The 26,055-nt window shown below is 65.7% G+C and carries 26 protein-coding genes; 16 read left to right on the top strand and 10 right to left on the bottom strand.

Annotated features, from left to right (window positions below; all coding sequences use genetic code 11):
• The first annotated feature begins 50 nt into the window (after positions 1-50).
• The 3 genes from plsY to dprA all read left to right on the top strand — a co-directional run bounded on the left by plsY (position 51) and on the right by dprA (position 3,354).
• A complete protein-coding gene (gene plsY, locus ACQR1L_RS30960; protein ID WP_434861701.1) occupies positions 51-647 on the top strand; it encodes a glycerol-3-phosphate 1-O-acyltransferase PlsY in 597 nt (198 codons plus the stop codon).
• 214 nt (positions 648-861) lie between these two features.
• The gene (locus ACQR1L_RS30955) at positions 862-2,172 is read left to right on the top strand and encodes a patatin-like phospholipase family protein (protein ID WP_434861700.1); all 1,311 of its coding nucleotides are present in this window, start codon (positions 862-864) and stop codon (positions 2,170-2,172) included.
• 63 nt (positions 2,173-2,235) lie between these two features.
• A complete protein-coding gene (gene dprA, locus ACQR1L_RS30950) occupies positions 2,236-3,354 on the top strand; it encodes a DNA-processing protein DprA (RefSeq protein WP_434861699.1) in 1,119 nt (372 codons plus the stop codon).
• A gap of 3 nt (positions 3,355-3,357) precedes the next feature.
• Here the strand turns inward: dprA and ACQR1L_RS30945 are convergent, their stop codons facing one another.
• On the bottom strand, positions 3,358-3,756 hold the full coding sequence (locus ACQR1L_RS30945) for a winged helix-turn-helix transcriptional regulator (RefSeq protein ID WP_434861698.1): 399 nt from the start codon (positions 3,754-3,756) through the stop codon (positions 3,358-3,360).
• A 97-nt stretch (positions 3,757-3,853) separates the two neighbouring features.
• Between ACQR1L_RS30945 and ACQR1L_RS30940 the strand changes: the two genes are divergently transcribed.
• On the top strand, positions 3,854-4,465 hold the full coding sequence (locus ACQR1L_RS30940) for an FMN-dependent NADH-azoreductase (protein ID WP_434861697.1): 612 nt from the start codon (positions 3,854-3,856) through the stop codon (positions 4,463-4,465).
• A gap of 64 nt (positions 4,466-4,529) precedes the next feature.
• On the opposite strand, the gene ACQR1L_RS30935 is transcribed toward ACQR1L_RS30940, so the two are convergent.
• Positions 4,530-5,303, bottom strand: coding sequence for an SDR family NAD(P)-dependent oxidoreductase (locus ACQR1L_RS30935; protein ID WP_434861696.1), 774 nt, complete (start codon positions 5,301-5,303; stop codon positions 4,530-4,532).
• A gap of 125 nt (positions 5,304-5,428) precedes the next feature.
• Here ACQR1L_RS30935 and ACQR1L_RS30930 point away from each other — a divergent pair, with 125 nt between their 5' ends.
• Positions 5,429-5,872, top strand: a complete 444-nt coding sequence (locus ACQR1L_RS30930; RefSeq protein ID WP_434861695.1) for a winged helix-turn-helix transcriptional regulator — start codon at positions 5,429-5,431, stop codon at positions 5,870-5,872.
• A 43-nt stretch (positions 5,873-5,915) separates the two neighbouring features.
• On the opposite strand, the gene ACQR1L_RS30925 is transcribed toward ACQR1L_RS30930, so the two are convergent.
• Complete coding sequence (locus tag ACQR1L_RS30925) at positions 5,916-6,125, bottom strand: hypothetical protein (protein ID WP_434861694.1); 210 nt, start codon at positions 6,123-6,125, stop codon at positions 5,916-5,918.
• 224 nt (positions 6,126-6,349) lie between these two features.
• Here ACQR1L_RS30925 and topA point away from each other — a divergent pair, with 224 nt between their 5' ends.
• The 7 genes from topA to ACQR1L_RS30890 all read left to right on the top strand — a co-directional run bounded on the left by topA (position 6,350) and on the right by ACQR1L_RS30890 (position 16,354).
• Positions 6,350-9,097: a type I DNA topoisomerase gene (gene topA / locus ACQR1L_RS30920; protein ID WP_434861693.1), complete on the top strand. Its 2,748-nt coding sequence runs from the start codon at positions 6,350-6,352 to the stop codon at positions 9,095-9,097.
• 4 nt (positions 9,098-9,101) lie between these two features.
• Positions 9,102-11,489: a ribonuclease R gene (rnr, locus tag ACQR1L_RS30915; RefSeq protein ID WP_434861692.1), complete on the top strand. Its 2,388-nt coding sequence runs from the start codon at positions 9,102-9,104 to the stop codon at positions 11,487-11,489.
• Complete coding sequence (locus tag ACQR1L_RS30910) at positions 11,486-11,941, top strand: DUF983 domain-containing protein (RefSeq protein WP_434861691.1); 456 nt, start codon at positions 11,486-11,488, stop codon at positions 11,939-11,941. Before rnr ends, ACQR1L_RS30910 begins: the two co-directional genes overlap by 4 nt.
• Before the next feature lie 35 nt (positions 11,942-11,976).
• Entirely contained in the window at positions 11,977-12,735 is a 759-nt protein-coding gene (locus ACQR1L_RS30905; RefSeq protein WP_434861690.1) for an NUDIX hydrolase, read from the top strand.
• Between the two features lie 410 nt (positions 12,736-13,145).
• Complete coding sequence (locus ACQR1L_RS30900) at positions 13,146-14,471, top strand: LLM class flavin-dependent oxidoreductase (protein ID WP_434861689.1); 1,326 nt, start codon at positions 13,146-13,148, stop codon at positions 14,469-14,471.
• A 118-nt stretch (positions 14,472-14,589) separates the two neighbouring features.
• Complete coding sequence (gene rpmG / locus ACQR1L_RS30895) at positions 14,590-14,757, top strand: 50S ribosomal protein L33 (protein ID WP_006611239.1); 168 nt, start codon at positions 14,590-14,592, stop codon at positions 14,755-14,757.
• 244 nt (positions 14,758-15,001) lie between these two features.
• Positions 15,002-16,354: a protoglobin domain-containing protein gene (locus ACQR1L_RS30890; RefSeq protein ID WP_434861688.1), complete on the top strand. Its 1,353-nt coding sequence runs from the start codon at positions 15,002-15,004 to the stop codon at positions 16,352-16,354.
• 67 nt (positions 16,355-16,421) lie between these two features.
• Here ACQR1L_RS30890 and ACQR1L_RS30885 read toward each other — a convergent pair whose 3' ends face one another.
• On the bottom strand, positions 16,422-16,652 hold the full coding sequence (locus ACQR1L_RS30885; RefSeq protein WP_434861687.1) for a hypothetical protein: 231 nt from the start codon (positions 16,650-16,652) through the stop codon (positions 16,422-16,424).
• Positions 16,653-16,754: 102 nt separating this feature from the next.
• Here ACQR1L_RS30885 and ACQR1L_RS30880 point away from each other — a divergent pair, with 102 nt between their 5' ends.
• Together ACQR1L_RS30880 and ACQR1L_RS30875 are read left to right on the top strand one after the other, a co-directional pair.
• Positions 16,755-17,090: a hypothetical protein gene (locus tag ACQR1L_RS30880; RefSeq protein ID WP_434861686.1), complete on the top strand. Its 336-nt coding sequence runs from the start codon at positions 16,755-16,757 to the stop codon at positions 17,088-17,090.
• Positions 17,087-17,371 (top strand): type II toxin-antitoxin system RelE/ParE family toxin, encoded by a 285-nt coding sequence (locus ACQR1L_RS30875; protein WP_434861685.1) that lies wholly within the window; start codon positions 17,087-17,089, stop codon positions 17,369-17,371. The genes ACQR1L_RS30880 and ACQR1L_RS30875 overlap by 4 nt, the downstream gene beginning before the upstream one ends.
• 122 nt (positions 17,372-17,493) lie before the next feature.
• On the opposite strand, the gene ACQR1L_RS30870 is transcribed toward ACQR1L_RS30875, so the two are convergent.
• From ACQR1L_RS30870 to ACQR1L_RS30850, 5 genes are all read right to left on the bottom strand, one after another.
• Positions 17,494-17,895 (bottom strand): DUF1127 domain-containing protein, encoded by a 402-nt coding sequence (locus tag ACQR1L_RS30870; RefSeq protein WP_434861684.1) that lies wholly within the window; start codon positions 17,893-17,895, stop codon positions 17,494-17,496.
• Between the two features lie 458 nt (positions 17,896-18,353).
• Positions 18,354-18,758 (bottom strand): DUF1127 domain-containing protein, encoded by a 405-nt coding sequence (locus ACQR1L_RS30865; protein WP_434861683.1) that lies wholly within the window; start codon positions 18,756-18,758, stop codon positions 18,354-18,356.
• Between the two features lie 370 nt (positions 18,759-19,128).
• Positions 19,129-19,740, bottom strand: a complete 612-nt coding sequence (locus ACQR1L_RS30860) for an ATP-binding protein (protein WP_434861682.1) — start codon at positions 19,738-19,740, stop codon at positions 19,129-19,131.
• 1,763 nt (positions 19,741-21,503) lie between these two features.
• On the bottom strand, positions 21,504-22,922 hold the full coding sequence (locus tag ACQR1L_RS30855) for a PleD family two-component system response regulator (protein ID WP_434861681.1): 1,419 nt from the start codon (positions 22,920-22,922) through the stop codon (positions 21,504-21,506).
• Between the two features lie 12 nt (positions 22,923-22,934).
• Positions 22,935-23,300, bottom strand: a complete 366-nt coding sequence (locus ACQR1L_RS30850) for a response regulator (protein WP_008964019.1) — start codon at positions 23,298-23,300, stop codon at positions 22,935-22,937.
• 218 nt (positions 23,301-23,518) lie between these two features.
• Here ACQR1L_RS30850 and ACQR1L_RS30845 point away from each other — a divergent pair, with 218 nt between their 5' ends.
• Together ACQR1L_RS30845 and ACQR1L_RS30840 are read left to right on the top strand one after the other, a co-directional pair.
• Complete coding sequence (locus ACQR1L_RS30845) at positions 23,519-23,818, top strand: DUF3572 domain-containing protein (RefSeq protein ID WP_434861680.1); 300 nt, start codon at positions 23,519-23,521, stop codon at positions 23,816-23,818.
• Complete coding sequence (locus tag ACQR1L_RS30840; RefSeq protein ID WP_434861679.1) at positions 23,815-25,134, top strand: DNA polymerase IV; 1,320 nt, start codon at positions 23,815-23,817, stop codon at positions 25,132-25,134. The genes ACQR1L_RS30845 and ACQR1L_RS30840 overlap by 4 nt, the downstream gene beginning before the upstream one ends.
• 8 nt (positions 25,135-25,142) lie before the next feature.
• On the opposite strand, the gene ACQR1L_RS30835 is transcribed toward ACQR1L_RS30840, so the two are convergent.
• The gene (locus ACQR1L_RS30835; RefSeq protein ID WP_434861678.1) at positions 25,143-26,018 is read right to left on the bottom strand and encodes a cell envelope integrity EipB family protein; all 876 of its coding nucleotides are present in this window, start codon (positions 26,016-26,018) and stop codon (positions 25,143-25,145) included.
• Positions 26,019-26,055 lie beyond the last annotated feature (37 nt).

Genomic DNA, 26,055 nt, shown 5'->3' with positions numbered 1-26,055 from the left:
CGCCCTGGTGTAGAACCTGGCGTAGAACCTGGCGCAGAAGGAGTGGTGTGATGGGATCCGAAGTGTTCCTGCCCGTCGGCCTCATCATCGGCTATCTGTTCGGCTCGATTCCGTTCGGCCTGATCCTCACCAGGCTCGCCGGCACGCAGGATCTGCGCAGCATCGGCTCCGGCAACATCGGCGCCACCAACGTGCTGCGCACCGGCCGCAAGGGGCTGGCCGCAGCGACCCTGCTCGGCGATGCCCTCAAGGGCACGGCCGCGGTGATCCTCTGCGGCACTCTCGGCGGGCCGAATGCCGCGATGATCGCGGGCCTCGGCGCCTTCCTCGGCCATTTGTTCCCGGTGTGGCTGAAGTTCCGCGGCGGCAAGGGCGTCGCGGTCTATATCGGTATTCTGATCGGCCTGTTCTGGCCGGGCGCGATCTTCTTCTGTCTCGTCTGGCTCGCGACGGCGTTCGCGTTCCGCTACTCATCGCTGGCTGCACTCGTCGCGAGCGTGCTGACTCCGATCGTGCTGTGGGCATTCGGCCACACCGCGCTCGCCGCCCTGTTTGCCCTGCTCACGCTGTTGCTGATTTACATGCATCGCGAAAACATCAAGCGCCTGCAGAGTGGCACCGAGAGCAAGATCGGCGCAAAGAAGTAATCACTCCGGGCAAATACGGGCAATCTGTGTCGCGCGCGTTGCCGAAAGCGGCAGCGCCGCAACACCGCCACATCATCAGCTAATAAGTTAACGACGGACTCTGGTGTGAATCATGATTGCCTGTCATGATTCCGGCATCTGAACACGCAAGACCAATTCGAGCGGCTCGCTGCTTCCGAGCGATCACCGCACTGATGAGGAGTCGGCGCAGCAAATGTCCACACCCGTCCGCTCGAGCGCCAGCGTTCTCCTCTCCGCGGCTCAGATCTGGTCGACTGACGACCCGTTCGCGTCCACCGGCAAGACGGCCGAACCGGCACAAGCCACCGCGACCGGTGCCGCGGTCGACGCCGTGGCCGAGAGCCCGGCGGTTCTCGTGACGCCCGAGACCAGCGCGCCGTCGGACAGCGCCGCCGTGGTCGTCGGGATGATGATCGCGACCACCAGCGCAGCCGCGATCACCGAGCCGAAAGCGGCGGAGACCACCGAGCGTTCGCTCGCCGAGACGATCGCCAGCGCCACGCTGCCGCCGCCGCCGCGGATCTGGCCGCCGCGCAAGCTGTCGCTGGCGCTGCAGGGCGGCGGAACCTTCTCCGCCTTCACCTGGGGCGTGCTGGACCGCCTGCTGGAGGAACCGAACTGCGATTTCGACACGATCAGCGGCGCCAGCGCCGGCGCCGTCAACGCCGCGCTGCTGGCGAGCGGCCTGGCCAAAGGCGGTCGCGACGAGGCCCGCAGCCGGCTCGGCCTGTTCTGGACGCGGTTGATGGACGAGGCCTCGTTCCGCTCGCTGATGGTGATCGGCGCCTTTTCTCCGGCGAGCAGCTCGGTCTGTTTCGGCCCGGGGCTGCGCGGCGGACGAGCCGATCCGCTCGATCTCGATCCGCTGCGTGACATCCTGCTCGAGACCATCGATTTCGAGGCGGTGCAGAGCGCCGCCGCGCCTCGCCTGCTGGTCTCGGCCACCCGCGTCCGTGACGGCTCCCCGCAGATCTTCCGCAACGCCGGGATCACGCCGGACGTGCTGCTGGCATCGACGTGCCCGGCGCAGCTCAACGCCGCCGTGGATATCGGCGATGACGCCTATTGGGACGGCAGCTACAGCGCCAACCCGCCGCTGGTCCAGATCGCGCATGAATCCAGCGCGGCCGACCTGCTGGTCGTTCAGGTCACGCCGGCGCGCAACGGCTACGTGCCCGTGACCTCGGCCGCGATCGATCGCCGCCTCGACCAGATCGCCGCCAACGCGGTGCTGAACGCCGAGCTCGCCGCGCTCGAATGGGCCCGCAGCGACGGCCTGCATCCGCCGCGCGTGCACCAGCTCTCGGCCGAGGAGGCGATCGAGGCGCTGGCGCAGCGCGACGCGACCGATCTCGGCAGCGACTTCATCGAGACCCTGCATCAGCGCGGGCGCGAGGCCGCGGACCGCTGGCTGCGCAAGGCGCCGCTGGGCACGATGCCGGCCATCGTGGACGAACGGCCGGTGGCGACCGGCGAGCAGGTGCGCGAGGTCGCTCCGGCGTAGCGTCCCCTCTTCCCTGCGCCCTCGGGTTGCTCCATGCTGACGCCTCTGCATGGGGGGCCCCGAGTGGACGCGATCAATACGACGATCGAGCTGAGCGAGACCGAGCGGCGCGACCGGCTGCGCCTGATCCGCTCGGACAATGTCGGCCCGCGCACGTTCCGCTCGCTGCTCGACCATTTCGGTACCGCCCGCGCCGCACTCGACCGCCTGCCGGACCTCGCCCGCCGCGGCGGGGCCGCGACGGCCGGCCGGATTTGCACGGCCGCCGAAGCCGAGGCCGAGCTCGAGGCCTGCCAACGATACGGCGTCGACCTGCGCGCCCCGGACGAGGACGGCTACCCGCCCCGCTTGGCCACCTGCGAGGACGCGCCGCCGCTGCTCGGCATTCGCGGCCGGCGCGAGACGTTGATGCGTCCGATGATCGCCATCGTCGGCTCGCGCAACGCGTCCGCGGCGGGGCTCAAATTCGCCGGCCAGCTCGCGCATGAGCTCGGCCAGGCCGGCTTCGTCATCATCTCCGGCCTGGCGCGCGGCATCGATCAGGCGGCGCATCGCGCTTCGCTCGCGAGCGGCACCGTCGCCGTGCTCGCCGGCGGCCACGACCGGATCTATCCGCCCGAGCATGTCGATCTGCTCGGCGCCATCGTCGGCGGCAGCGGCGCAGCCATCTCGGAGATGCCGCTCGGCCACGAGCCGCGCGCTCGCGACTTCCCCCGGCGCAACCGGCTGATCTCCGGCGCCTCGCTCGGCGTCGTCGTGGTCGAGGCTGCGCACAAATCGGGCTCGCTGATCACTGCGCGCATGGCCGGCGAGCAGGGCCGCGAAGTCTTCGCCGTCCCGGGCTCTCCGCTCGACCCGCGGTCGGCCGGCACCAACGATCTCATCAAGCAGGGTGCGACGTTGGTCACCGAAGCCGCCGACATCATCCAGGCCGTTGGGCCGATCCTGGAGCGGCCGCTGCCGCTGTCGCTGCGCGAGCCGGACGAAGACCTGTTCGCGCCCGATCCGGAGCACCACGACCGCGCGCAGATCCTGAGCCTGCTCGGGCCGACGCCTGTCTCGATCGACGATTTGATCAGGATCAGCGGCCTGTCGCCGGCCGTGCTCCGCACGGTGCTGCTCGAACTCGAGCTGGCGGGCCGGCTGGAGCGGCACGGCGGCGGCATGGTGTCGCTGAGCTAGCCCTCAGTCGGCATCCCGCGACGCGTCGAAGCGGCTGCGCGCCTGCTCGATCTGCTCCCGGTGCTCGATCGCCCAGGCCCCGAGCGCCTGCACGGGCTGCGACAGGCCGCGGCCGAGATCGGTGAGCTCATAGTCCACCCGCGGCGGAATGGTTGGGAACACCGTCCGCGTCACCAGTCCGTCGCGTTCGAGACCGCGCAGGGTCAAGGTCAGCATGCGCTGCGAGATGCCGCCCACGAGCCGCTTCAGCTCGTTGAAGCGCTTCGGCCCGTCCTGCAGCATCATGATGACGAACACGCTCCATTTGTCGCCGACGCGGGCCAGGATCGCGGCGACGCCGCGGCAGTCATGGTGCTCCGGAGCGGCCAGAGCGTCGGTATCAGTGCTGTCACGAGGTGTCACGGATGTGCCCGGGTTTCAAGAATGTGCGTTCTTGTGGGGTTACAGCACAGTCACTCATAGTGCGCCAGTTACAAACCGATACCGAGGTAACTGACCTATGACCCATCTGCTCCACATCGATTCCAGCGTGCTCGGCCCGAATTCCGTCAGCCGCGAGGTGTCCGCCGCGATCGTGGCGCGAGTCCGCCAGATGACGCCGGGACTCGACGTGACCTATCGCGACATCGCCGCGGCACCGCTTGCGCATCTGTCGGGCGCGCACGTCGCGACGATGCGTGGCGGGGCTGACATGGACCCCTCCATCGCCGCCGATGTCGCCACGGGCCAGGCGGTTCTCGACGAGTTTCTCCGCGCCGACATCGTCGTGATCGGCGCGCCAATGTACAATTTCTCGGTGCCGAGCCAGCTCAAATCCTGGATCGACCGCATTGCGGTAGCGGGCAAGACCTTCACATACGGCCCGAACGGCCCGGAGGGCCTCGCCGGCAACAAGCGCGTGATCGTCGCGATCTCGCGCGGCGGCCGCTACGGTGCTGAAACGCCGATGGCTGCCCTCGAGCACGTCGAGACCTATCTGCGCAGCGTCTTCGGATTCATCGGCGTCAAAGATCTCACCTTCATTGCCGCCGATGGCGTGCAGATGGGACCGGAGCACCGCGCGCAGGCGCTGGCTCATGCGCTCGACGCAGCCGGCCGTCTCGCGGCCTGAGGTCCACCAGCATGATCCTCGGACCGGGGCGGGCATCACGCCTACCCCGGTCGTCTCTCATTCCTTAGCCTCGATAGATCGGTGCGCCCGCCGGCGAACTGGTCGTGCCGCCGTCGACGAACAGCTCCTGGCCCTGGATATGGGCCGCGTCGTCCGACGCCAGGAACAGCACGGTCCCGGCGATGTGGTCGGGCTCGCCGATACGGCCGAGCGGCGTCGTCGCCGCGATCCGCGCCTCGAACGCCTTCTCGGCCTCCGGTGTTGCGACAGCAGCGCCCCAGATCGGGGTGCGGATCGCACCCGGCGCGACCACGTTGACGCGAATGCCGCGCGGCGACAGCTCGGAGGCCAGCACCCGCGCCATGGCACGAACGCCGGCCTTGCTGGCCGCATAGGCGGAATAGCCGGGATTGCCGAGGACCGAGATCACCGAGCCGTTCAGGATGATCGAAGCGCCATCCTTGAGATGCGGCAGCGCGGCCTGGACGGTGAAGAACACGCCCGTCAGATTGGTGCGGGTCACCTGTTCGAACACCTCCAGCCTGGTCGCGCCGGCCGGCGTTGCGCCGGGAATCCCGGCATTGGCGAACAGGATGTCGAGCTTGCCAAACCGTTCCGAGGCGCGGGCGATCGCCGCCTCGGTCGCAGCGATATCCGTCGCGTCGGCCACGAGCGCGAGGGCGTTGGGCCCGAGTTCCCGCGCCGCCGCCTCCAGGCGCCCGCTGTCGCGTCCGGTGATGGCGACCTTGGCACCCTCGGCGACAAACCTCCGGGCGGTCGCGAAGCCGATGCCACTGCTGCCGCCGGTAATCAGAGCCGTCTTGTTATCGAGTCTCACGCCCGCCTCCATGTGGTTGCCTTATTAAACCACAATCGACATATGCACTTTGGTTTCATTATGCAACTAAACCGTGGTATGGCGTTGCTCGGGCGACGAGCGATCCCGCAGCGGAGGGGCATCTGATGGTGAAGCGGACGAGTTTGGAGGGAGATCCCTGCCCGATCGCCCGGTCGCTGGATGCGATCGGCGACTGGTGGTCGCTCCTCATCATCCGCGATGCGTTTCTGGGCGTCCGCCGCTTCAGCGCGTTCCAGCGCAGCCTTGGACTGGCCAAGAACATCCTGACGGTACGGCTGCGGGCGCTGGTCGATCGCGGCATTCTCGCGATCGAGCCTGCCGCTGACGGCAGCGCCTATCACGACTATGTGCTGACAGCGAAGGGACGCGGCCTGTTTCCCATCCTCGTCGCTCTGCGGCAGTGGAGCGAGGAATTCGACGATCGCCCGGAGCAGATCACCACGACGCTGGTCGACCGCGTCAACCGGCGGCCCGTGCGCAAGCTTCTCCTGGCCGCCGACGACGGGACGCCGTTGACGGCCGAGCAGACCACCCTGGCCGGACGCTGAGCCGATCGATCAGGCAAGCCTGCAGATGTGGCGGGCCCGTGGATCAGGACAGCCTGCGCCGGCTTCGAAGCCGGAGGTGCTCTTCGGCCTCGAGGTTTGCCATGCGCAAGAGATAGTCGAGCATGTCGAGGTTATGCCGCTGGGCCAGCTCCGACAGGTTTGCCGTGACCTCGGCAATCAGCGCTGCCGCGGCATCGGGATCCTCCACCGACTCTTCTATATCTGGGTCGCGTTTGTCCGCTTCCTTGGTCAATAACTTTATCCAAAGTCGGGTTTTTGACGGAAATCATCGCAAAACGAGCACGGTCCCAGTAGCGCTCCCTACAACCTGATAGGTACTTCGCCGGCCAGACGCAATCGACTTTCACCGCCGCGCGATTTGACAGGAACCCCCTCACCACCCATGTTCGGGTCAACGAGCCCACCGCGAATCCCGCGAAACCGGCTTCAATCCTTCCACTAAGCCATTGGAAATACATGAATATCGTCATCGTGGAGTCGCCTGCCAAGGCCAAGACGATCAATAAGTATCTGGGCTCCTCCTACGAGGTTCTGGCCTCTTTTGGTCATGTCCGCGACCTCCCGGCGAAGAACGGTTCCGTGGATCCGGAAGAAAACTTCCGGATGATCTGGGAGGTCGACCCCAAGGCGGCGGGCCGACTCAACGAGATCGCCAAGTCCGTGAAGGGCGCCGACCGCCTGATTCTCGCCACCGACCCTGATCGCGAGGGCGAGGCGATCTCCTGGCATGTGCTGGAGGTGTTGAAAGAGAAGCGCGCGCTGAAGGATCAGAAGATCGAGCGCGTCGTGTTCAACGCCATCACGAAGCAGGCCGTCTCGGACGCGATGAAGCATCCGCGCGAGATCGACGGCGCGCTGGTCGACGCCTACATGGCGCGCCGCGCGCTCGATTACCTCGTCGGCTTCACCCTCTCCCCGGTGCTGTGGCGCAAGCTGCCCGGCGCCCGCTCCGCGGGTCGCGTGCAGTCGGTGGCGCTGCGCCTGGTCTGCGACCGCGAGCTCGAGATCGAGAAGTTCGTCCCGCGCGAATATTGGTCGCTGATCGCGACCTTGGCGACGCCGCGCGGCGACACGTTCGAAGCCCGTCTCGTCGGCGCCGACGGCAAGAAGATCCAGCGGCTCGACATCGGCACCGGTGCGGAAGCCGAGGACTTCAAGAACGCGCTCAACGCGGCGGCCTATTCGGTCGCGACCGTCGACGCCAAGCCGGCGCGGCGCAATCCGCAGGCGCCCTTCACCACCTCGACCCTGCAGCAGGAGGCCAGCCGCAAGCTCGGCTTCGCGCCGGCGCACACGATGCGCATCGCGCAGCGTCTCTATGAAGGCATCGACATCGGCGGCGAGACCACCGGTCTCATTACTTATATGCGAACCGACGGCGTGCAGATCGACGGCTCGGCGATCACCCAGGCCCGCAAGGTGATCGGCGAGATCTACGGCAACAAATACGTGCCGGACAGCCCGCGCCAGTACCAGACCAAGGCCAAGAACGCCCAGGAGGCGCACGAGGCGATCCGCCCGACCGACCTGTCGCGCAAGCCGGCCGACCTGCGCAAGCGGCTCGATGACGATCAGGCCAGGCTGTACGAGCTGATCTGGACCCGCACCATCGCCAGCCAGATGGAATCCGCCGAGCTCGAGCGCACCACCGTCGACATCACCGCCAAGGCGGGCGGCCGCACGCTCGAGCTGCGCGCCACCGGCCAGGTCGTCAAGTTCGACGGCTTCCTCGCGCTGTATCAGGAAGGCCGCGACGACGAGGAGGACGAGGACAGCCGCCGGCTGCCACAGATGAGCCAGGGCGAGGCGCTGAAGCGCCAGAACCTGGCCGTCACCCAGCACTTCACCGAGCCGCCGCCGCGCTTCTCCGAGGCCTCGCTGGTCAAGCGCATGGAGGAGCTCGGCATCGGCCGGCCCTCGACATATGCCTCGATCCTCGATGTGCTGAAGGCGCGCGGCTATGTGAAGCTCGAGAAGAAGCGCCTGCACGGCGAGGACAAGGGCCGCGTCGTCATCGCGTTCCTAGAGAACTTCTTCCGCCGCTATGTCGAGTATGATTTCACGGCGGATCTGGAGGAGCAGCTTGACCGCATCTCCAACAATGAGATCGCCTGGCAGCAGGTTCTGAAGGATTTCTGGACCGGCTTCATCGGCGCCGTCGACGACATCAAGGACCTGCGCGTGGCGCAGGTGCTCGACGCGCTCGACGAGATGCTCGGCCCGCACATCTATCCGCCGCGCGAGGACGGCGGCGACGTCCGGCAGTGCCCGACCTGCGGCACCGGCCGGCTCAATCTGAAGGCCGGCAAGTTCGGCGCCTTCGTCGGCTGCTCGAACTATCCGGAATGCCGCTACACCCGTCCGCTCGCGGCCGACAGCGAGGCCGCGGCCGATCGCATGCTCGGCCAGGATCCGGACTCGGGCCTCGAGGTCGCCGTCAAGGCCGGCCGGTTCGGGCCTTACATCCAGCTCGGCGAGCAGAAGGACTATGCCGAAGGCGAGAAGCCGAAGCGCGCCGGCATCCCGAAGGGCACGCAGCCGTCGGACGTCGATCTCGATCTGGCGCTGAAGCTGCTGTCGCTGCCGCGTGAGATCGGCAAGCATCCGGAGACGGGTCTTCCGATCACGGCGGGCCTCGGCCGCTTCGGGCCGTTCGTGAAGCACGACAAGACCTATGCGAGCCTTGAGGCCGGCGACGAGGTGTTCGACATCGGCCTCAATCGCGCCGTCACCTTGATTGCCGAGAAGGTCGCCAAGGGTCCGAGCAAGCGCTTCGGCGCCGATCCCGGCAAGGCGCTGGGCGATCATCCGTCGCTCGGTCCGGTCGCCGTGAAGGCTGGCCGCTACGGCGCCTATGTCACCGCGGGAGGCGTCAACGCCACCATCCCCGGCGACAAGGAAAAGGACACGATTACGCTCGCCGAGGCGATCGCGCTGATCGATGAGCGCGCCGCCAAGGGCGGCGGTAAGCCAAAGGCGGCAAAGAAGGCTGCGAAGCCCAAGGCCGCCGCGAAGCCGAAGGCGGGCGGCGACGACGACTCGCCGAAGCCGGCCAAGAAGGCCGTGGCGAAGAAGGCGGCGGCCAAGCCGAAATCAGACTCCACCAGCAAGGCGCGTGCGCCGGTTGCGAAGGCCGCCAAGACATCGGCGAAGCCTGCGACCAAGGCCACGCCCAAGAAGAGCGCCGGCAAGGCCCGCGGATGAGAAAATGATCAAAAAGCGCGACATCGGCTTCCCTCCGCGGGAGGCCATCGTCGCCTTCATCCGCGCCAATCCGGGCAAGGTTGGCACCAAGGACATCGCCCGCGAGTTCGGCCTGAAGAACGCCGATCGCGCAGCACTCAAGGAGCTGCTGCGCGAGCTCGTCGCCGACGGCACCGTCAAGAAGAGCGGCCGCAAGAAGATCGTCGAGCCCGCGACCTTGCCGGCGACACTGGTCGCCGACATCACCGGCCGCGACAGCGATGGTGAGCTGATCGCAAAACCCGCCGAGTGGGACGAGGCCGAGCAGTCCGAGCCGCCGCGCATCCGCATCTACGCGTCTCGCCTCGCCAAGCCAGGCGCCACTGCAGGCGTCGGCGATCGCGCTTTGCTCCGCGTCGAGCCGATCGACGATGCCGACGGCGTCGCCTATCGCGGCCGCGTGCTGAAGGTGATCGACCAGGCGCGCAACCGCGTGCTCGGCATCTTCAAGAGCAACCCCAATGGCGGCGGTCGCCTCATCCCCGTCGACAAGAAGCAGGCCGGCCGCGAGCTGTCGATTGCGCCGGGCGATACCCGCGACGCCAAGGACGGCGATCTCATCAGCGTCGACCTGTTGCGCGGCCGCGGCTACGGCCTGCCGGCGGGCCGCGTGAAGGAGCGCTACGGCTCGGTGGCGACCGAGAAGGCGATCAGCCTGATCGCGATCCACGCCCACGAGATTCCGATGGACTTCTCGGCCGCGGCCGTCGCGGAAGCCGAAGCCGCGCAGCCGGCGAACCTGAAGGGCCGCGAGGACTGGCGCGAACTGCCGCTGGTCACGATCGATCCGCCCGATGCGAAGGACCATGACGACGCGGTCCATGCCGAGCCGGATCCCGATCCGAACAATGCCGGCGGCTTCATCCTCCACGTCGCGATCGCCGACGTCGCCTACTACGTGCGTCCGGGCTCGGCGCTCGATCGCGACGCGCTGATCCGCGGCAATTCGGTGTACTTCCCCGACCGCGTCGTGCCGATGCTGCCGGAGCGCATCTCCAACAATCTGTGCTCGCTGGTGCCGGGCGAGCCGCGCGGCGCGCTCGCCGTGCGCATGGTGCTGGGCGCCGACGGTCGCAAGCGGTCGCACTCGTTCCACCGCGTGCTGATGCGTTCGGCCGCAAAGCTGTCCTACGCGCAGGCGCAAGCCGCCATCGACGGCAAGCCGGACGACATCACCGGCCCCCTGCTCGAACCGATCCTCAAGCCGCTCTATGCCGCCTATGAGGTCGCCAAGCGCGGCCGCGACGCGCGCGATCCGCTCGACCTCGACCTTCCCGAGCGCAAGATCCTGTTGAAGCCGGACGGCACCGTCGACCGCGTTGTCGTGCCCGAGCGCCTCGACGCGCACCGGCTGATCGAGGAGTTCATGATCCTCGCCAACGTCGCAGCCGCCGAGGCGCTGGAGAAGAAGGCGCTGCCGCTGATCTATCGCGTGCATGACGAGCCCACGGTGGAGAAGGTGCATGCGCTGCAGGACTTTCTCAAGACGCTCGACGTGCCCTTTGCGAAGTCGGGCGCGCTGCGGCCGTCACTGTTCAACCGCGTGCTGACGCTGGTCGCCGGCCAGGACTACGAGAAGCTCGTCAACGAGGTCGTGCTGCGCTCGCAGGCGCAAGCCGAGTACTCCTCGGAAAATTACGGGCATTTCGGCCTCAATTTGCGCCGCTACGCGCACTTCACCTCCCCCATTCGCCGCTACGCCGACCTCGTCGTGCATCGCGGCCTGTTGCGCGCACTGGGGCTCGGCGACGGCGCCCTGCCCGACAGCGAGACGCCGGATCATCTCGCCGAAGTCGCGGCGCAGATCTCGGTGACCGAGCGGCGCGCGATGAAGGCCGAGCGCGAGACCGCCGACCGGCTGATCGCGCACCATCTCGCCGACCGCGTCGGCGCCAGCTTCCAGGGCCGCATCTCCGGCGTCACCCGCGCCGGCCTCTTCATCAAGCTCGACGACACCGGCGCCGACGGCCTGGTTCCGATCCGAACCCTCGGCACGGAATATTTCGACTACGACGAGACGCGCCACGCGCTGATCGGCCAGCGCAGCGGTGCCATGCACCGGCTGGGTGACGTCGTCGACGTGCGTCTGGTAGAAGCTCAACCGGTGGCCGGCGCGCTGCGCTTCGAGCTGCTGACGCAGGCCGACGTGCTGGTGTCGCGCCATCCGCGCGGCGCAGGCCCCAGGCGCAAGAATACCGTCGGGACGAACGCCAAGGCGACCCACAAGGCGGCCAAGCGGGGCAAATCCGAAGCGCGCACGAAGCACAAAGAGAAAAGCCGTAAGAAAAGCCAAAAGGCAGGGGCAAAACGCAAGCCCGGCACGTCGAAGAAAGGCCAATCATGGACGCCATGAGCTCTACGCCCCGCGCAATGCCACAGCCGCTGCCGCAGACCTGGACCCGCGACACCGGTCTCGCCGAGAAGCGCGACGTCTGGGCGGCGATGAAGCACGGCCTGCGCGGCCGCTGCCCGCGCTGCGGCGAGGGCAAGCTGTTCCGCGCCTTCCTGAAGGTCGCCGACAATTGCGATCGCTGCGGCCAGGATTTCTCCGGCCATCGCGCCGACGATCTTCCCGCCTATCTCGTCATCGTCATCGTCGGCCACATCATCGTGCCGCTGGTGCTGTCGATCGAGACCAACTACGCGCCGCCGGTGGCGCTGCAGCTCGCGATCTACCTGCCGGTGACCTTGATCGCCTCGCTCGCGCTGCTGCAGCCGGTCAAGGGCGCCGTCGTCGGGCTGCAATGGGCGTTCCGGATGCACGGCTTCGACGACAATCCGGTGGAAGGCATTCCGCCGGTGTGAGCGACTTCAAGAACTAATAAGAAGAAGGGGAGGATATGAGCGAGACGGCACAGGCGACGAGCGCGCCGGCGGGCAAGCCCGCCGAGAAGGAAGCAGACCATCATCCTTATACGAAGCCACGCGACGCCGCGACCTTGATCCTGGTCGACCGCAGCGGCGCGGTACCGAAAGTGCTGGTCGGCAAGCGTCACGACAAGGTCGTGTTCATGCCCGGCAAGTTCGTCTTTCCCGGCGGCCGCGTCGACAAGACCGATCACCGCATTCCGGTCGCAGCTCCCATGCCGGCCGAACTCGAAGCCAATCTGTTCAAGGGCAAACCGCAGACATCAGCGTCACGGGCGAAATCGCTCGCCGTCGCCGCGATCCGCGAAGCCTGCGAGGAAACGGGTCTCTGCCTGGGACGCAAGGTCGACGGCCCTACGCCGAAGCTCGATGGTCCTTGGGCGCCATTCACCGAGGCCGGCCTGCTGCCCGATCCCTCCGGCCTGTTCCTGATCGCCCGCGCCATCACCCCGCCCGGCCGCATCAAGCGCTTCGACACCCGCTTCTTCACCGCCGACGCCTCCGCCATCACCCACCGCGTCGACGGCGTCATCCACGCCGATGCCGAGCTGGTGGAGCTGGTCTGGGTCGAGCTCGGCTCAAAACCGCTCGCCGATCTGCACCCGATGACCAAGAACGTCCTCCACGAGCTCGACAAGCGCCTCGCTACCGGCCCGCTCCGCCACGACGCCGAGGTGCCCTTCTTCCACTTCTACGGCGGCAAGATGCAGAAGGACGTGCTGGGCGGGTAGCATCAGCGCGGCGGCGTCATACTCGCTGCTCACGGATACTCGCCGGCATTTCGGTCAGCTCCACCACACCCCCAATGAGATGGGCGTTGTAGCAACACCCACAGCCGTCGTCCCGGACAAGCCGCGACGCGCGCCAGCGCGACGCGGCGCCGATCCGGGACCCATACTCCGCGGCGGATGTGATGCGCGAAAATGCCAACGGCCGGCCTGCCTCAAACTGCTCCCTGGGAGTATGGATCCCGGCGTTCGCCGGGATGACACCGTTGATTGGGCCGGCTGCGCGGCTCTCATTGGAATGCGCGTGCTACGCACGGCATTGAAAATGAAATCGTGTTCTGCGGCGGCTGGCTGACGGCAGCCCGGCGAGTTCCTATCTCCAGAAAAGACAGCAACCATCCGCGGACCTCCTCATGGCCCCTCGTCAACTCAAGCTCGGCGCGTTCATGCGCCCGGTCTCGATCCACACCGGCGCGTGGCGCTATCCTGGCGCCTGGCCGGACGCCAACTTCAATTTCGCGCATCTTAAGCAGCTGATCCGCAAGCTCGAGGCCGGCAAGTTCGACGCCTTCTTCATGGCCGATCATCTGGCCGTGCTGAACATGCCGATCAATGCGCTGAAGCGCAGCCACACCGTGACCTCGTTCGAGCCGTTCACGCTGCTGTCGGCATTGTCGGCGGTCACCGAGAACATCGGCCTGATCGCGACGGGCTCGACCACCTTCGACGAGCCCTATCACGTCGCCCGCCGCTTCGCCTCGCTCGACCATCTTTCCGGCGGCCGTGCCGGCTGGAACATCGTCACCACATCGAACCCCGACGCAGCGCTTAATTTCGGCCTCGACGACCACATGGAGCACGCCGAGCGCTACAAGCGCGCCCGCGAGTTCTACGACGTCGTCACCGGCCTGTGGGATTCCTTCGCCGATGATGCGTTCGTGCGCGACGTCGAGAGCGGGCTGTTCTTCGATCCCGACAAGATGCATGTGCTCGACCACAAGGGCAAATATCTCAAGGTGCGGGGACCGCTGAACATCGCCCGTCCCGTGCAGGGCTGGCCGGTGATCGTGCAGGCCGGCGCCTCCGAGGACGGCAAGCAGCTCGCGGCCGAGACCGCGGAGGCCGTGTTCACCGGCGGCGGCAGTCTCGCCGACGGCCAGAAGCTCTACGCCGACATCAAGGGCCGCATGGAGAAGGTCGGCCGCAACCCCGAGCATCTGAAGATCCTGCCCGGTGCCTTCGTCGTGGTCGGCGACAGCGACGCCGAGGCCAAGGAGAAGCGCGCCCTCCTCGACAGCAAGGTACACTACGACAGCGCCATCGCCTCGCTCTCGGTGATCCTCGGCACCGATGCCTCCGGCTTCGATCCGGACGGCCCGCTGCCGGAGATCCCCGAGACCAACGCCTCCAAGAGCGGCCGCCAGCGCCTGGTCGACGTCGCCGCCCGCGACAAGCTCACGGTGCGGCAGCTGGCGCAGCGGGTCGGCGGCTATGGCGGGCTCGCCTTCGTCGGCACGGCCAAGACGATCGCCGACCAGATGCAGGATTGGCTGGAAAGCCGCGCCTCGGACGGCTTCAACATCATGTTCCCGTTCCTGCCCGCCGGCCTCGACGACTTCGTCGACAAGGTGATTCCCGAGCTGCAGCGCCGCGGGATCTTCCGGACCGAGTACGAAGGCCCCACCTTGCGCGACAATCTCGGGCTTCCCCGGCCCAAAAACCGGTTCTTCGAGACCTAGGATCCCAGAATCTGGCCCGGCAACCTTGACTTTGGGGGCTGGCTGGGTAGTTTGCCGGCCAACGGCGCCCCCTCTTTGGCCGGTGCCCACCCTATCCCCGATTCCAGAGGTTCAAGACATGGCCAAAGCGGTCACCATCAAGGTCAAGCTCGTGTCGTCGGCCGACACCGGCTTCTATTATGTTGCCAAGAAGAATTCGCGCACCATGACCGACAAGATGGTCAAGAAGAAGTACGACCCGGTCGCGCGCAAGCACGTCGAATTCCGCGAAGCCAAGATCAAGTAAAAGATCAAGTAGATCGCGGACGCTATGACTTCAACGGGGCCGTTTCGGCCCCGTTTTTTATTGCCCCGTTCACGCCGGCACCCGCCAATACCGTCGACGGCGTCCAGCTCTCGGACCCAAAATCAGTAAAGTTCTCGGTTCCTTCGTAAGGAACCATCAACCAAAATCGTGCAATCCTGAAGGGTAGCAACGCACCCGCAGCGCGGGCTCACCCACGCGTCTTGGCTTCACGGGCTGACCAGCGATGACCGATCTTGCCACCCTGCAATCCCGTCTCGACTTCATCGGGATCGACAATGCGACGCGGGACAGCCTGCGCGAACTGCGGCCGCTGATCGGCAAGGTGCTGCCCGCTTTGCTCCAGCAGTTCTACGCACATGTCGGCAAGTACCAGCAACTGGCGAAGATGTTCTCCGGCCAGGCCGCGATGAAGCACGCCTCGCAGGCTCAGTTCGATCACTGGATGTCGCTGGCGACCGCCAAATTCGACGACGCCTATGTGACGTCGGTCACCCGCATCGGCCAGGCCCATCACCGCATGGGACTGGAGCCGCGCTGGTACATCGCGGGCTATTCGCTGATCGTCACCGGCCTGCAGAAGGCGATCGAAACCGAACTGTCGGACGGCTGGTTCGCGGGCGCCGCCGCGCGCGAGAAGAAGGCGGCGCTGCAGGCGGCGATCACCAAGGCCGCGATGATCGACATGGACCTCGCGATCTCGGTCTATCTCGATGCCGCCAAGACCGAGCAGCACGCTGCGATGAAGCGCATGGCCGACGAGTTCGAAGCCACCGTCGGACAGATTATCAACAAGGTCCATTCCGACGCGCGCACGCTGGAGGTGTCGGCGAACAGCCTCAGCAAGACCGCCGAGCAGACACAGCAGCTGTCGACGAGCGCAGCCTCCGCCTCCGGCCAAGTCTCGGCCAACGTGCAGTCCGTGGCCTCGGCCGCCGAGCAGATGACCTCCTCCGTGCACGAGATCGGCCGCCGGGTCACGGAATCGACCACCATCGCCAGGGAAGCCGTGCGCCAGATCGAACAGACGGACGCCGGCATCAGCGAGCTGTCGCGCACCGCCGAGCGCATCGGCGACGTGCTGAAGCTGATCACCTCGATCGCCGCCCAGACCAATTTGCTCGCCTTGAACGCCACCATCGAGGCGGCACGCGCGGGCGAAGCCGGCCGCGGCTTCGCCGTGGTCGCCTCCGAGGTCAAGGCGCTGGCCTCGCAGACCGCCAAGGCGACCGAGGAGATCGGCCAGCAGATCGAAGGCATCCAGAACGCAACGCAGTCGTCGGTGACCTCGATCAAGCAGATCGGCGGGACCATCCAGCAGATCTCGGAGATCGCCGCCGGCATCGCCGCCGCCGTCGAGCAGCAGGGCTCCGCCACGGGTCAGATCTCGCGCAACGTCCAGGAGGTCGCCAGCGGCACCGCCCGCGTCGCCGGCAACATCGGCGACGTCAGCGAGGGCGCCAACGCGACCGGCAACGCCTCGTCCCAGGTGCTCGCCTCAGCGCACTCGCTGTCGCGCGAGAGCAATCACCTCAAGGACGAGCTGGACAAATTCCTGCGCAAGGTGCGCACGGCCTGATCACGCAAGAAGGGCGGACCAGCGTCAGCCGTCCGCCCTGTCACGTCGAGAAAGCGTGCGCGACGGCTTACATGCCGTGGCTGGAGAACACCGCCGAGCAGCGCTTGCTCAGCTTGGCCCGGTTCTGCATCAGGCAATTCTGCACGCCGAAATCATCGCCGAGCTGCGCACGGCAGAAGCGCTTGGCGTCGGGCGCGCAGGCCTTCTGCTCCTGCGGCGTGCCCATGTGGCCCTGCGCCAACGCGAGCGACGGCAGAACAACCAGCGATACCGCAGCCGCAAACACCAGCTTCTTCATGAGGTCTCCTCCTTTGAGGAAGACAAACGCCCGCCCCGGCGGCCGGTTCCCGCGCAAAGGGCCATCGAAGACGGGTTCGGGAGCTCGTCTGCATCCGGCGCGGTGATCAGCTGCCTCGACAGCCTGTGCCGGCACCGCTATCTTTGCTGCATGAACCTCGTCCGCCGTACCATCGAGATCGACGCAACCACCGATACTCGCCTGTCCGAGATGGCGGCCGAGCGCGGCCAGGACATCGCCGCAGTTCTTGCGGAAGCCGTGGCGCTGCTTGATTCCGTGATCGACATCGCAGGTCCCGATATTGCCGAGGACCGGCGGCGCCTCGATACATTCAAGCAAACGGGTCTCGCCGTGCCCCTGAATGAGGTAAAGGCGTGGGTCGCTAGCTGGGGATCGGCAGAGGAATTGACACCTCCGGCTCCGCGAAAGCTTCGATGATCCTGTTTGCGCCCGAGGCCATATCGGACCTCGAGCGCGTCAGAACGTTTCTCGACGAGCGCAATCGCGACGCGGCACGACGTGCACTCTCTGCGATTTGGACGGCGATCGATCGGCTGCAGGAGTTTCCTGACATGGGGCAACCAACGCGAGATGCCGACATCAGGCAGATCGTCGTGCGGTTTGGGGCATCTGGCTATATTGTTCGCTATGCTCTCATGCCGCAGTCGAACGATATCCTGATCACTCGCGTCTGGCATGGTCGCGAGGCGCGGAGCTGAGACCACAGTCCCTTACGAATGAGCCTGTGGCGAACGGATCGCCTGGTGACGGGCGCGTTATCACGGCGGATCGACGCTGATCCGCCGTGAGACGATTGAAACACGCAGAGCTGAGATCACGGCTACATCACGCCACGGGACATCATCAGATGCGTCGTATCGTACTTGAGCCGTTCGAGCGCGCGGTGCGCGGCGAGGTGCTCGATGTCGCTTCTGCTCAGGCCGATGTCCAGCAATTGGGCCTCGCTCAGATCGCGCAGATGGACTCTCATCTTCCGCCGCCGGCGGCTCTCCTGAAATGCCTGCCAGGACTGCCCGAGCCAACTGATGAGGCCTGCCGCTGCGCCTGGCGGCGCCGCCGCATCCTTGTCGGACACGACACGCAGCGCCGGGGTGGGCGCGTTGGGGCGCGGCACAGCTTGCGCAGCGCCCGTCGCGTTCGTTTTGGCGATGACATGACGAACCACACTGAGCGGCGCGGCATCGCGCGCGGTCTCGGCGGTGAGATGGGTCTGAGGTGGCATCGGTCGCTCCTGCTTTGTGATGCCGGCAGGGAGCGTGGCCCAACAAAAAGGCCCCGTCCGATGCCGGCGGGGCCTGGTGGAATGATCGTGTCATCGAAATCCTAGCGCACGACTCCTCCCACGGCCCGGCTACGGCGGGTCGTATTTTTGCGATAGGAATGGCGCACGACGTTGATCATGATTTGCAAGTACCACGAGAATTGATCGAGATCAAGCCATGTAGTTCCTGCGCGCACAACTGAGCAGCCATGCGAGGCTCGTATCCCGCCGAGCTGCGCGCAAACGATCTCTCCAGCAGAAGAGTGCCGAGAGAAGAGCGTGATCTCACCTCCGTCATTGTCCAGGGGCGTGGGCGGGACCCTGGATTGCTTCGCTTCGCTCGCAATGACGTCGTGGCTCAGCATCTCGCGCTATCGGCCAACCATCACTAGCTCTGCATCTCTACGGTCCGCAGCCGGCTACATTCCCCTGCGCGAGACCAGATGTCGCGGGTTGTCCCTCAAGCTCTCGAGCGTCCGCAACGCACTGATGTGTTCGATCTCGGCGCGCGTGAGGCCGATGTCGGTGAGCTCGCGTTCGCTCAGCTCGTACAGACTTGCCCGCACGCTCTCCCGGCGTTGCCACTCTTGCATGGCGCGCCAGCACCAGCCGATCAGGCGGATGATGAGCCAGGTCGGCCTGGCCGGCGGGCCGGCCGCGTCCTTTTCCGACAACACCTCTCGCAAGGCTGCGATCGGCGCGTCGGGCTGCGTCGATGGCTGCAAACTACTGATCGCGTCGGTGGCTGGAGCGATCGAGAGATCGACATTGAGTCCTGATAAGTGCCCGGAGTCGATTGCCGGGTTGATCTGATGCGGTGGCATCCTTCGCTCCTGCTGTTGTGCCGGCAGGGAGCAAAGGCCAAACGAAAAGGCCCCGTCCGATGCCGGCGGGGCCTGGTGAGAACATCGCGTCGTCGATCTCCTAGCGCGCGACTCCTTCCATGGCCCGGCCTAAGCCGGTCATGTGATCGAAGTTGACGATGCGGATCGATGTGCTCATGAGACCTGGATACCACCGGTATCGGATAAAATCAAGAGATGTTCCGCATGACGGCACATCTCTGGCGGGAGTATTTCGAGCTGATGACTTTGCGACGTGTCGTAGGGCGGATGAGCGTTTGCGTAGTCCGCCATTTCACGGCCAGACAAGCGGCGGATTACGCTCCGCTCATCCGCCCTACGGCGCTGATGCTCAAACTTGCAGACTGATCTCGTGGTTGCCGCCATTCCGCCGATCCGATAGCGCCACCGTCACTCCAGCCTTGAACACCGGCAGCTTGCGCAGGTGGTGCTCGATCCTGGCCAGATCGAATACCCCATTGGAAAACACCTCCGCATTCGGACAGAACGTGATTTCCGTCCCTCGCCTGGGCGTGCCATCCACGATCTCCGCGTCTCCGACCATGGTCAACGGCGCCTCGCAACGGCCGCGGCGGAAGCGCATGCCATGCTCCTTGCCGTTACGCCAGATGCGCAGTTGCAGCCACTCCGACAGCGCATTGACCACGAGAAGCCACGAGCGCTGACGGAACGCGTAGTCAAGACGCGTCATGATAAATTCGACGGCTGGGATGCCTTCCGATGGATGTATTTCGGTCGGAATGCCGCGGCCATTGTCGCGGATCGTCACCGAACCGTCGGCATTCAGAGCAACGTCCAGCCGATCACCGAATCCGGCGAGCGCCTCATCCACGGCATTGTCGACCAGGATCTCTATCATCCGGTGCAACCCCGTGCCGTCGGTCGTATCGCCGACATACATCCCGGGGCGTCGTTGGACGACGTCGATACCATCCAAAGCCATGTGATCCAGCCATCGCGATTGTCGTCAAAAGGACGCTACCGATTACGCTGCGATAACAATCTGCCCTACCGACCCAACGGTCGTTCGGGGCATCCGCTTGCAACCCACCTCGCAGCATCGCCCCAACCGACGACGAAGTCGTGGTGATTATGGCAGAGGAGGTAACTGGCATCCCTGTCGGAGACGTAAAATTCCATTGGCGGGCACTCCTCCAGGACACGTAGCAGATCCGCACCGCTACGGAATGTCCACCACGCGCTCGCCCGCGCCACAAACAACACACATTCGCTCCTGCCGACATAGGTCGGAATGAGTTGCCATCCCTCTGTACTGTGCAGGCCTTGAGGCGCCTCGGGGTTGTCCCAAGGCGCATGACTGAGAACATTCGCGCCGAGGCGATTGCGTAGCAGTGCCGCCATTGCACGCCGCTGCTTGTCATCGAGCAAAGCAGCGACGACCTTTGTTTGGTGGATTGCTAAAGAGATACAATCAGACATCGTGATGCGGTGCCAGCTGGCCCGAATATCGCTTTGCAGTTGGTCCAGCGGATCACGCAGCGCTGATCGGTCCTACACAGCTGTCTCGCCTCCACCAAACTCGACGGAGACCTCCAGGACAGACGAGCGCAGCATCGTCCGGTCTGCGGACCTACGGCGCCGCCCGGGCGGGTCTAAAACGATCCACGATGAAGACGGCCAACCACCCCGCGACGCCTCCCATGAGTGCCAACGTCGAGACATTGCTCTGAACACTGAAAGCTTCGAGGATCAGGACGCCGCACAACATCAGCACGCCAGTCAGGGCACCAACTAAAACACTCACACGGATCGGTCTCATACCCCACCTCCTGAGAACATGTGGCGCTCCGGGCAAATCTAGCACGACGGGCAAAACAGATCACTCACGGAGTCGCCCGCCGCACGACATCGGCCGAAATCGAAGCAACCCTCCAGCATCGGCTCCCTGCCGGACCGGCATGAACGAGCGCTGCGCCGAGAAACTCATTTTCTCAATCGCATCAACCGGATCATGTTGATCGGCCGCCGTCAGCCGAAGATTCTTGTTTCGTTTTTACAGAATTCATGCTATCCTTCCCTCATCCCACTTCGCCAAGAGGGGCGCATCGCGATCGTCACGAGCGTGAGGTGGGGTGCGGTGGGCGTGTCGGGGTGCAGCGTGGTTGATCCGCGCGGACGAACATCCTGGCGCGCACGGTGAAGCCGTGTGGTCCTGGCCTCCCGACGCTGAGGCCAAGTCGGCGCTTGCGACGAGCGCGCTGATGACGGGGGCAAGAACGCCGGTCCCCGGGGAGAGCGCGGAGTAAGCCGTAAAGCCATCGCGCAGGGAGGGCCGGATGTCCGGTCCGTACCTGTGGTTCTGCCGCGTGCTTTTTTTGCTGCACGCGGACCATGGGTGCGACCCGCACCCGGCCTTCCCTGCGCCCTCTGTTCTCGAAGAGGGTTTTGATGGGCACAACTCGGGCGCGGAGGCGCGGCGAGGATGATGAGCTATGTCCTGCAGTTTGTTGCCACACACCCGCTGTCATTCCGGGGCGCGACGCAGTCGCGAGCCCGGAATCCATACCCCCGAGCTGTGATGTGGCGAAGAGAACCGCCACTGCTATCTCGCGACAGATGCCCGATCGTGGCTATGGATTCCGGGCTCGCGCTGCGCGCGCCCCGGAATGACGTGCGGAGACAGTTGTGGCTCCTGACAACCAGCGGACGCGCGGGAGCAATCAGGCGGCGCAGCGCCCCTGCCCTCTATCGACCCCTGCCCGCGGCCTGCGGCAGGAACGACGGCTGATGCGTCGGCGCGATCGCGACCGCGCGGTTGCGGCCTTCGTTCTTGGCGCGATACAGCGCATTGTCGGCACGCTTCATGACGTCGGCGACCGGCTCGCCCTTCTGCTCGAGGGTGGAGATGCCGATCGAGACCGTGACCTCGATGCGCTTCTCGCCCTTGTGCACCGAGAACGGCTCGTTGGCGACCGAGCGGCGCAGGCGCTCGGCGACCATGCCGGCCACGTGCAGATCGGTCTCCGGCATCACGATGACGAACTCCTCGCCGCCATAACGACAGGCGAGATCGATGCCGCGGATCGACTTGCGCACCCGCATCGCGAACTCGCGCAGCACGTCGTCACCGGCATCGTGGCCGTAAGTGTCGTTGATCGACTTGAAGTAGTCGATGTCGAGCATCATCAGCGCCAGCGGCTTGCCGCGGCTCGCGGCCTGGTCGGCGAGCGTCGCCAGATGCGATTCCATGTAACGACGGTTGTGCAGGCCGGTGAGCGCGTCGGTGATCGCCATCTCGATCGAGTTCTGGACGTTGTCGCGCAGATGATCGGTGTAGCGGCGCTTGCGGATCTGGGTGCGGGCGCGCGCCATCAGCTCGTTCTTGTCGACGGGACGCAGCAGATAGTCGTTGACGCCGATCTCGAGGCCGCGCAGCAGCCGGGAATTGTTCTCGGCCTCCGCAATCGCGAGGATCGGCACGTGACGGGTCCGCTCCAGCGAGCGGAGCTGGCTGCACAGCCTCAGGCCGTCGAAGTCGCTCAAATCGAGCGAGACGATCACGAGGTCGTAATTGCCCTCCGCGGCATTGAACACGGCCTCGGCCGGATTGGGCTCGACATCGACGGAATGCTCGGCCGCGAGCATCGGGCCGAGCCGCTCGTAGGACGAGGGACGATCGTCGACCAGCAGCACCCTGCCGCCCTTGCCCGTATCGGCGACGGCGTTGCGCTCCGGGGCCTGCACGCCGATCTCCAGCGAGGTGAGCGCGCGCATGCGCAGCTCATCGGTCATCATCTTCAGCCGCGTCAGCGAGCGCACGCGGGCGATCAGCACCACGTCGGAGACGGGCTTGGTCAGGAAGTCGTCGGCGCCGGCCTCCAGGCCGCGCACGCGGTCGGACGGGCTGTCGAGCGCCGTCACCATCACCACCGGAATGAAGTGCGTCGCAGGGTTCGACTTCAGCCGGCGGCAAACCTCGAAGCCGTCCATGTCCGGCATCATGACGTCGAGCAGGATGATGTCGCATTCGGCGCGCTGGCAGATCTGCAGCGCTTCGGCGCCGTTCGAGGCGGTCAGCACGTCGAAATATTCGGCCGACAGCCGCGCCTCCAACAGCTTGACGTTGGCGGGGACGTCGTCGACCACAAGGATGCGCGCGGACACTGCAGAAACTCCTCAGCCGATAAAACGTCGCACGGTTTCTATGAATTTTCCGACCGAAATCGGTTTAGAAAGATAGGCTTCGCAGCCACCCTCGCGGATGCGCTCCTCGTCGCCCTTCATGGCAAAAGCTGTCACCGCGACCACCGGGATCGCGCGCAAATCGGGATCGTCCTTGATCCATTTCGTCACCTCCAGGCCGGAGACCTGTGGCAACTGGATGTCCATCAAAATCAGGTCGGGCCGGGTCCGGCGCACGATGTCGAGCGCCTCCACGCCGCTGGAGGTGCCGGACGTCTGGTAACCGTGGGCCTCCAACAGATCGCGGAAGAGCTTCATGTTGAGCTCATTGTCTTCCACGATCAGGACGGTCTTGCCCATCCGCCCCTCCGAATCACTGACACCGGCATGTCCTCCGGTGGACCTCTGTCCACCGCTACTGATCTAATTCAAACTAGCCCCAGATTCGTTCTAAGCCGTTAAGTCGGTATTCGATCTTTCCCCCCGGATGGTTTCCACTTGCTTGAACCAACTCAGAAGACTCGGGCATGATGCCCGCAAAGTAGAGACGACAAGTTAATGGAAAGGCAAATGCCAAGTTGAAAAAGCGTTCTCAAAATCCGCGCGAAGTCGCTGAAATCGTTGCGGTTCAGGCCCTTTCATTCCTGGCCTCGGAACCCGAACGGATCGGCCGTTTTCTGGCCGAGACCGGGATCGGGCCCGAAACCCTGCGCTCGTCGGCGGCCGACCCGAATTTCCTGGCCAGCGTGCTCGATTTCGTGCTGCGAGACGACGAGACGGTAAAGGCTTTTGCCGAAAGCTCCAAGTTACATCCCACCAATATCATGGCCGCGCGGCAGGTATTGGGCGACCGGCAGTGGGAGCGCGACGTGCCGTGAGCACGCCCGCGCCAGATGCAGCGTCGCGCGCGGTCTCCGGGCCGGCCTGCTTCTGCCGCGACTGTCTGTCTGACCTCGGCCCTGCCGCCCGCCGCTGCACCGCCTGCGGCTCGCCGCGCCTGGTGCGGCATCGTGCCCTGTCGGCCCTGACGCTAGCCCATATCGACTGCGACGCGTTCTATGCCACCGTCGAGAAGCGCGACAATCCCGAGGTCGCCGACCGGCCCGTGATCATCGGTGGCGGCAAGCGCGGGGTGGTTTCGGCGGCCTGCTACATCGCCCGCACCTATGGCGTGCGCTCGGCGATGCCGATGTTCAAGGCGCTGGAGCTCTGCCCTTCGGCGGTGGTGATCCGCCCGGACATGGCGAAATATGTCCGCGTCGGGCGCGAGGTGCGCCAGGCGATGCTGGCGTTGACCCCGCTGGTCGAGCCGCTGTCGATCGATGAGGCGTTCCTCGATCTCTCGGGCACCGAGCGGGTCCACGGCATGATCCCGGCGAAGGTGCTGGCGCGGTTTGCCCGCGACGTCGAGCGCGACATCGGCATCACCGTCTCGGTCGGGCTGTCCTGCAACAAGTTCCTGGCCAAGATCGCCTCCGACCTCGACAAGCCCCGCGGCTTCGCCGCGCTCGACCAGGACGAGGCCGTGACGATGCTGGCGGAGAAGCCGGTCGGCTTCATCTTCGGCGTCGGTCCCGCCACGCAGCAGCGCCTCGCGAGCCACGGCTTCCGGGTGATCGCCGACCTGCAGCGCGCCGACGAGGTCGACCTGATGAAGCAGTTTGGCGGCGAGGGTCGCAGGTTGTGGCGGCTGGCGCGCGGCCTCGACGACCGCAAGGTGGTGGCCGACCGCGGCGCTAAGACGATCTCGAACGAGACCACCTTCGACAGCGACATCCGTGACTACGCGACCTTGGAGAAGGTGCTGTGGCGCCTGTCGGAGAAAGTATCCGCGCGGCTGAAGGCAAGCCAGCTCGCCGGCTCGACCATCACGCTCAAGCTGAAGACATCAGACTTTCGCCAGCGCACCCGCTCGCAATCGATCGCCGCGCCGACCCAGCTCGCCGGCAGGATCTTCGCCATCTGCAAGGAGATGCTGGCGCGCGAGACCGACGGCACCGCGTTCCGCCTGATGGGCGCCGGTGTCAGCGCGCTGTGCCCGGGCTCGGAGGCGTCCGACACCGACATGCTCGACCGCCGCTCGGCGTCAGCCGAGCGCGCGATGGATGCCTTGCGCAAGAAGTTCGGCCAGACCGCGGTCATCCGCGGCATTGCCTATGATGGGCCGGAGGAGACCGCAGAGGAGACGGAATGAGGCCCGCCTCAGTTGCTGCAGGGCTTGGTATCCTTAGAGTCCTTGGCGTCCTTCGCGTCCTTGACGTCGAACTTGCCAAGCGCGCCGGAAATGACGAAGTCGTTGTAGTCCAGCACGAGCGCGCGCGAGACGCCGTTCTCGTACAGCTCGAACGACATGGCATAGACCGGCGTCTGCTCGCCCTCGGTCCGCTTGGCGTCGCGGTCATAATAGCTGACGGTGACCGGCCAGCGCGTCAGCGTCTTCATCTCGCTGTTGTCGGTCGAGGCATCGGGTTTGGCCGCCGCCTTGTCGCCGGGCACGGCCGCGCCGATCACGGTCAGCGTGTTGTAGACCTTCTCGCCATTGTCCGAGCCGTCATAGACCGACAGCTCGAGCAGCGACTTTCCCTCGCGGGCGGCGGCGATGATGCGCTGGATCTGCTCGGTCGGAAACACGGTCGAGCCGTCGAGCGTGAAGGTCTTTGCTTCGGGCTGCTTGAGCTTGACCGTGATGTGATCTCCGGTGCGCTCGGCCATGCCGTCGACGGGGCTCGACGCTTGGTCGTTCATCCGCGAGTCGATCTTGAAGCGATAGCTCTTGCCGGCGCCATCCTCCCAGGCGGTCGAGCGCAGGTCGCTCAGGGTGACCTTGCCTTCGCCGAGGTCGAGTTCGGAGACCTGACGGAATTCCGACGTGTAGCCCGTGCAGGCATTGCCCGTGAAATTGTAGAGGATGCGTCCGCGGGCGCTGTTGACCGGGCTCGATCCACGCGACTTCACCAGGCTCAGATCATACAGCGCCTGATGCGGCAGGAACGGCACCGCCGCCCCGGCCTGGGCCGGACCGAGTGTAACCGCCGCGATCGCCAGCGCGCCCATCGACAGTCGAAACGAATGAGCCATGAGTTTTCCTCGGGGGACGTATCGTTGAACCGTCACA

This window comes from Bradyrhizobium sp. HKCCYLR20261, from assembly GCF_051168435.1.
Classification (GTDB): Bacteria; Pseudomonadota; Alphaproteobacteria; order Rhizobiales; family Xanthobacteraceae; genus Bradyrhizobium.
Note: the sequence above shows the minus strand (reverse complement) of the source record. Positions and strands in the feature narration are given on the sequence as shown.

Excerpts from the sequence above, each read along its gene's own strand:
- plsY (WP_434861701.1), top strand. The coding sequence starts at position 51 with ATGGGATCCGAAGTGTTCCTGCCCGTCGGCCTCATCATCGGCTATCTG.
- ACQR1L_RS30955 (WP_434861700.1), top strand. The coding sequence starts at position 862 with ATGTCCACACCCGTCCGCTCGAGCGCCAGCGTTCTCCTCTCCGCGGCT.
- ACQR1L_RS30940 (WP_434861697.1), top strand. The coding sequence starts at position 3,854 with ATGACCCATCTGCTCCACATCGATTCCAGCGTGCTCGGCCCGAATTCC.
- ACQR1L_RS30930 (WP_434861695.1), top strand. The coding sequence starts at position 5,429 with ATGGTGAAGCGGACGAGTTTGGAGGGAGATCCCTGCCCGATCGCCCGG.
- topA (WP_434861693.1), top strand. The coding sequence starts at position 6,350 with ATGAATATCGTCATCGTGGAGTCGCCTGCCAAGGCCAAGACGATCAAT.
- rnr (WP_434861692.1), top strand. The coding sequence starts at position 9,102 with ATGATCAAAAAGCGCGACATCGGCTTCCCTCCGCGGGAGGCCATCGTC.
- ACQR1L_RS30910 (WP_434861691.1), top strand. The coding sequence starts at position 11,486 with ATGAGCTCTACGCCCCGCGCAATGCCACAGCCGCTGCCGCAGACCTGG.
- ACQR1L_RS30905 (WP_434861690.1), top strand. The coding sequence starts at position 11,977 with ATGAGCGAGACGGCACAGGCGACGAGCGCGCCGGCGGGCAAGCCCGCC.
- ACQR1L_RS30900 (WP_434861689.1), top strand. The coding sequence starts at position 13,146 with ATGGCCCCTCGTCAACTCAAGCTCGGCGCGTTCATGCGCCCGGTCTCG.
- rpmG (WP_006611239.1), top strand. The coding sequence starts at position 14,590 with ATGGCCAAAGCGGTCACCATCAAGGTCAAGCTCGTGTCGTCGGCCGAC.
- ACQR1L_RS30890 (WP_434861688.1), top strand. The coding sequence starts at position 15,002 with ATGACCGATCTTGCCACCCTGCAATCCCGTCTCGACTTCATCGGGATC.
- ACQR1L_RS30885 (WP_434861687.1), bottom strand. The coding sequence starts at position 16,652 with ATGAAGAAGCTGGTGTTTGCGGCTGCGGTATCGCTGGTTGTTCTGCCG.
- ACQR1L_RS30875 (WP_434861685.1), top strand. The coding sequence starts at position 17,087 with ATGATCCTGTTTGCGCCCGAGGCCATATCGGACCTCGAGCGCGTCAGA.
- ACQR1L_RS30870 (WP_434861684.1), bottom strand. The coding sequence starts at position 17,895 with ATGCCACCTCAGACCCATCTCACCGCCGAGACCGCGCGCGATGCCGCG.
- ACQR1L_RS30865 (WP_434861683.1), bottom strand. The coding sequence starts at position 18,758 with ATGCCACCGCATCAGATCAACCCGGCAATCGACTCCGGGCACTTATCA.
- ACQR1L_RS30860 (WP_434861682.1), bottom strand. The coding sequence starts at position 19,740 with ATGGCTTTGGATGGTATCGACGTCGTCCAACGACGCCCCGGGATGTAT.
- ACQR1L_RS30850 (WP_008964019.1), bottom strand. The coding sequence starts at position 23,300 with ATGGGCAAGACCGTCCTGATCGTGGAAGACAATGAGCTCAACATGAAG.
- ACQR1L_RS30835 (WP_434861678.1), bottom strand. The coding sequence starts at position 26,018 with ATGGCTCATTCGTTTCGACTGTCGATGGGCGCGCTGGCGATCGCGGCG.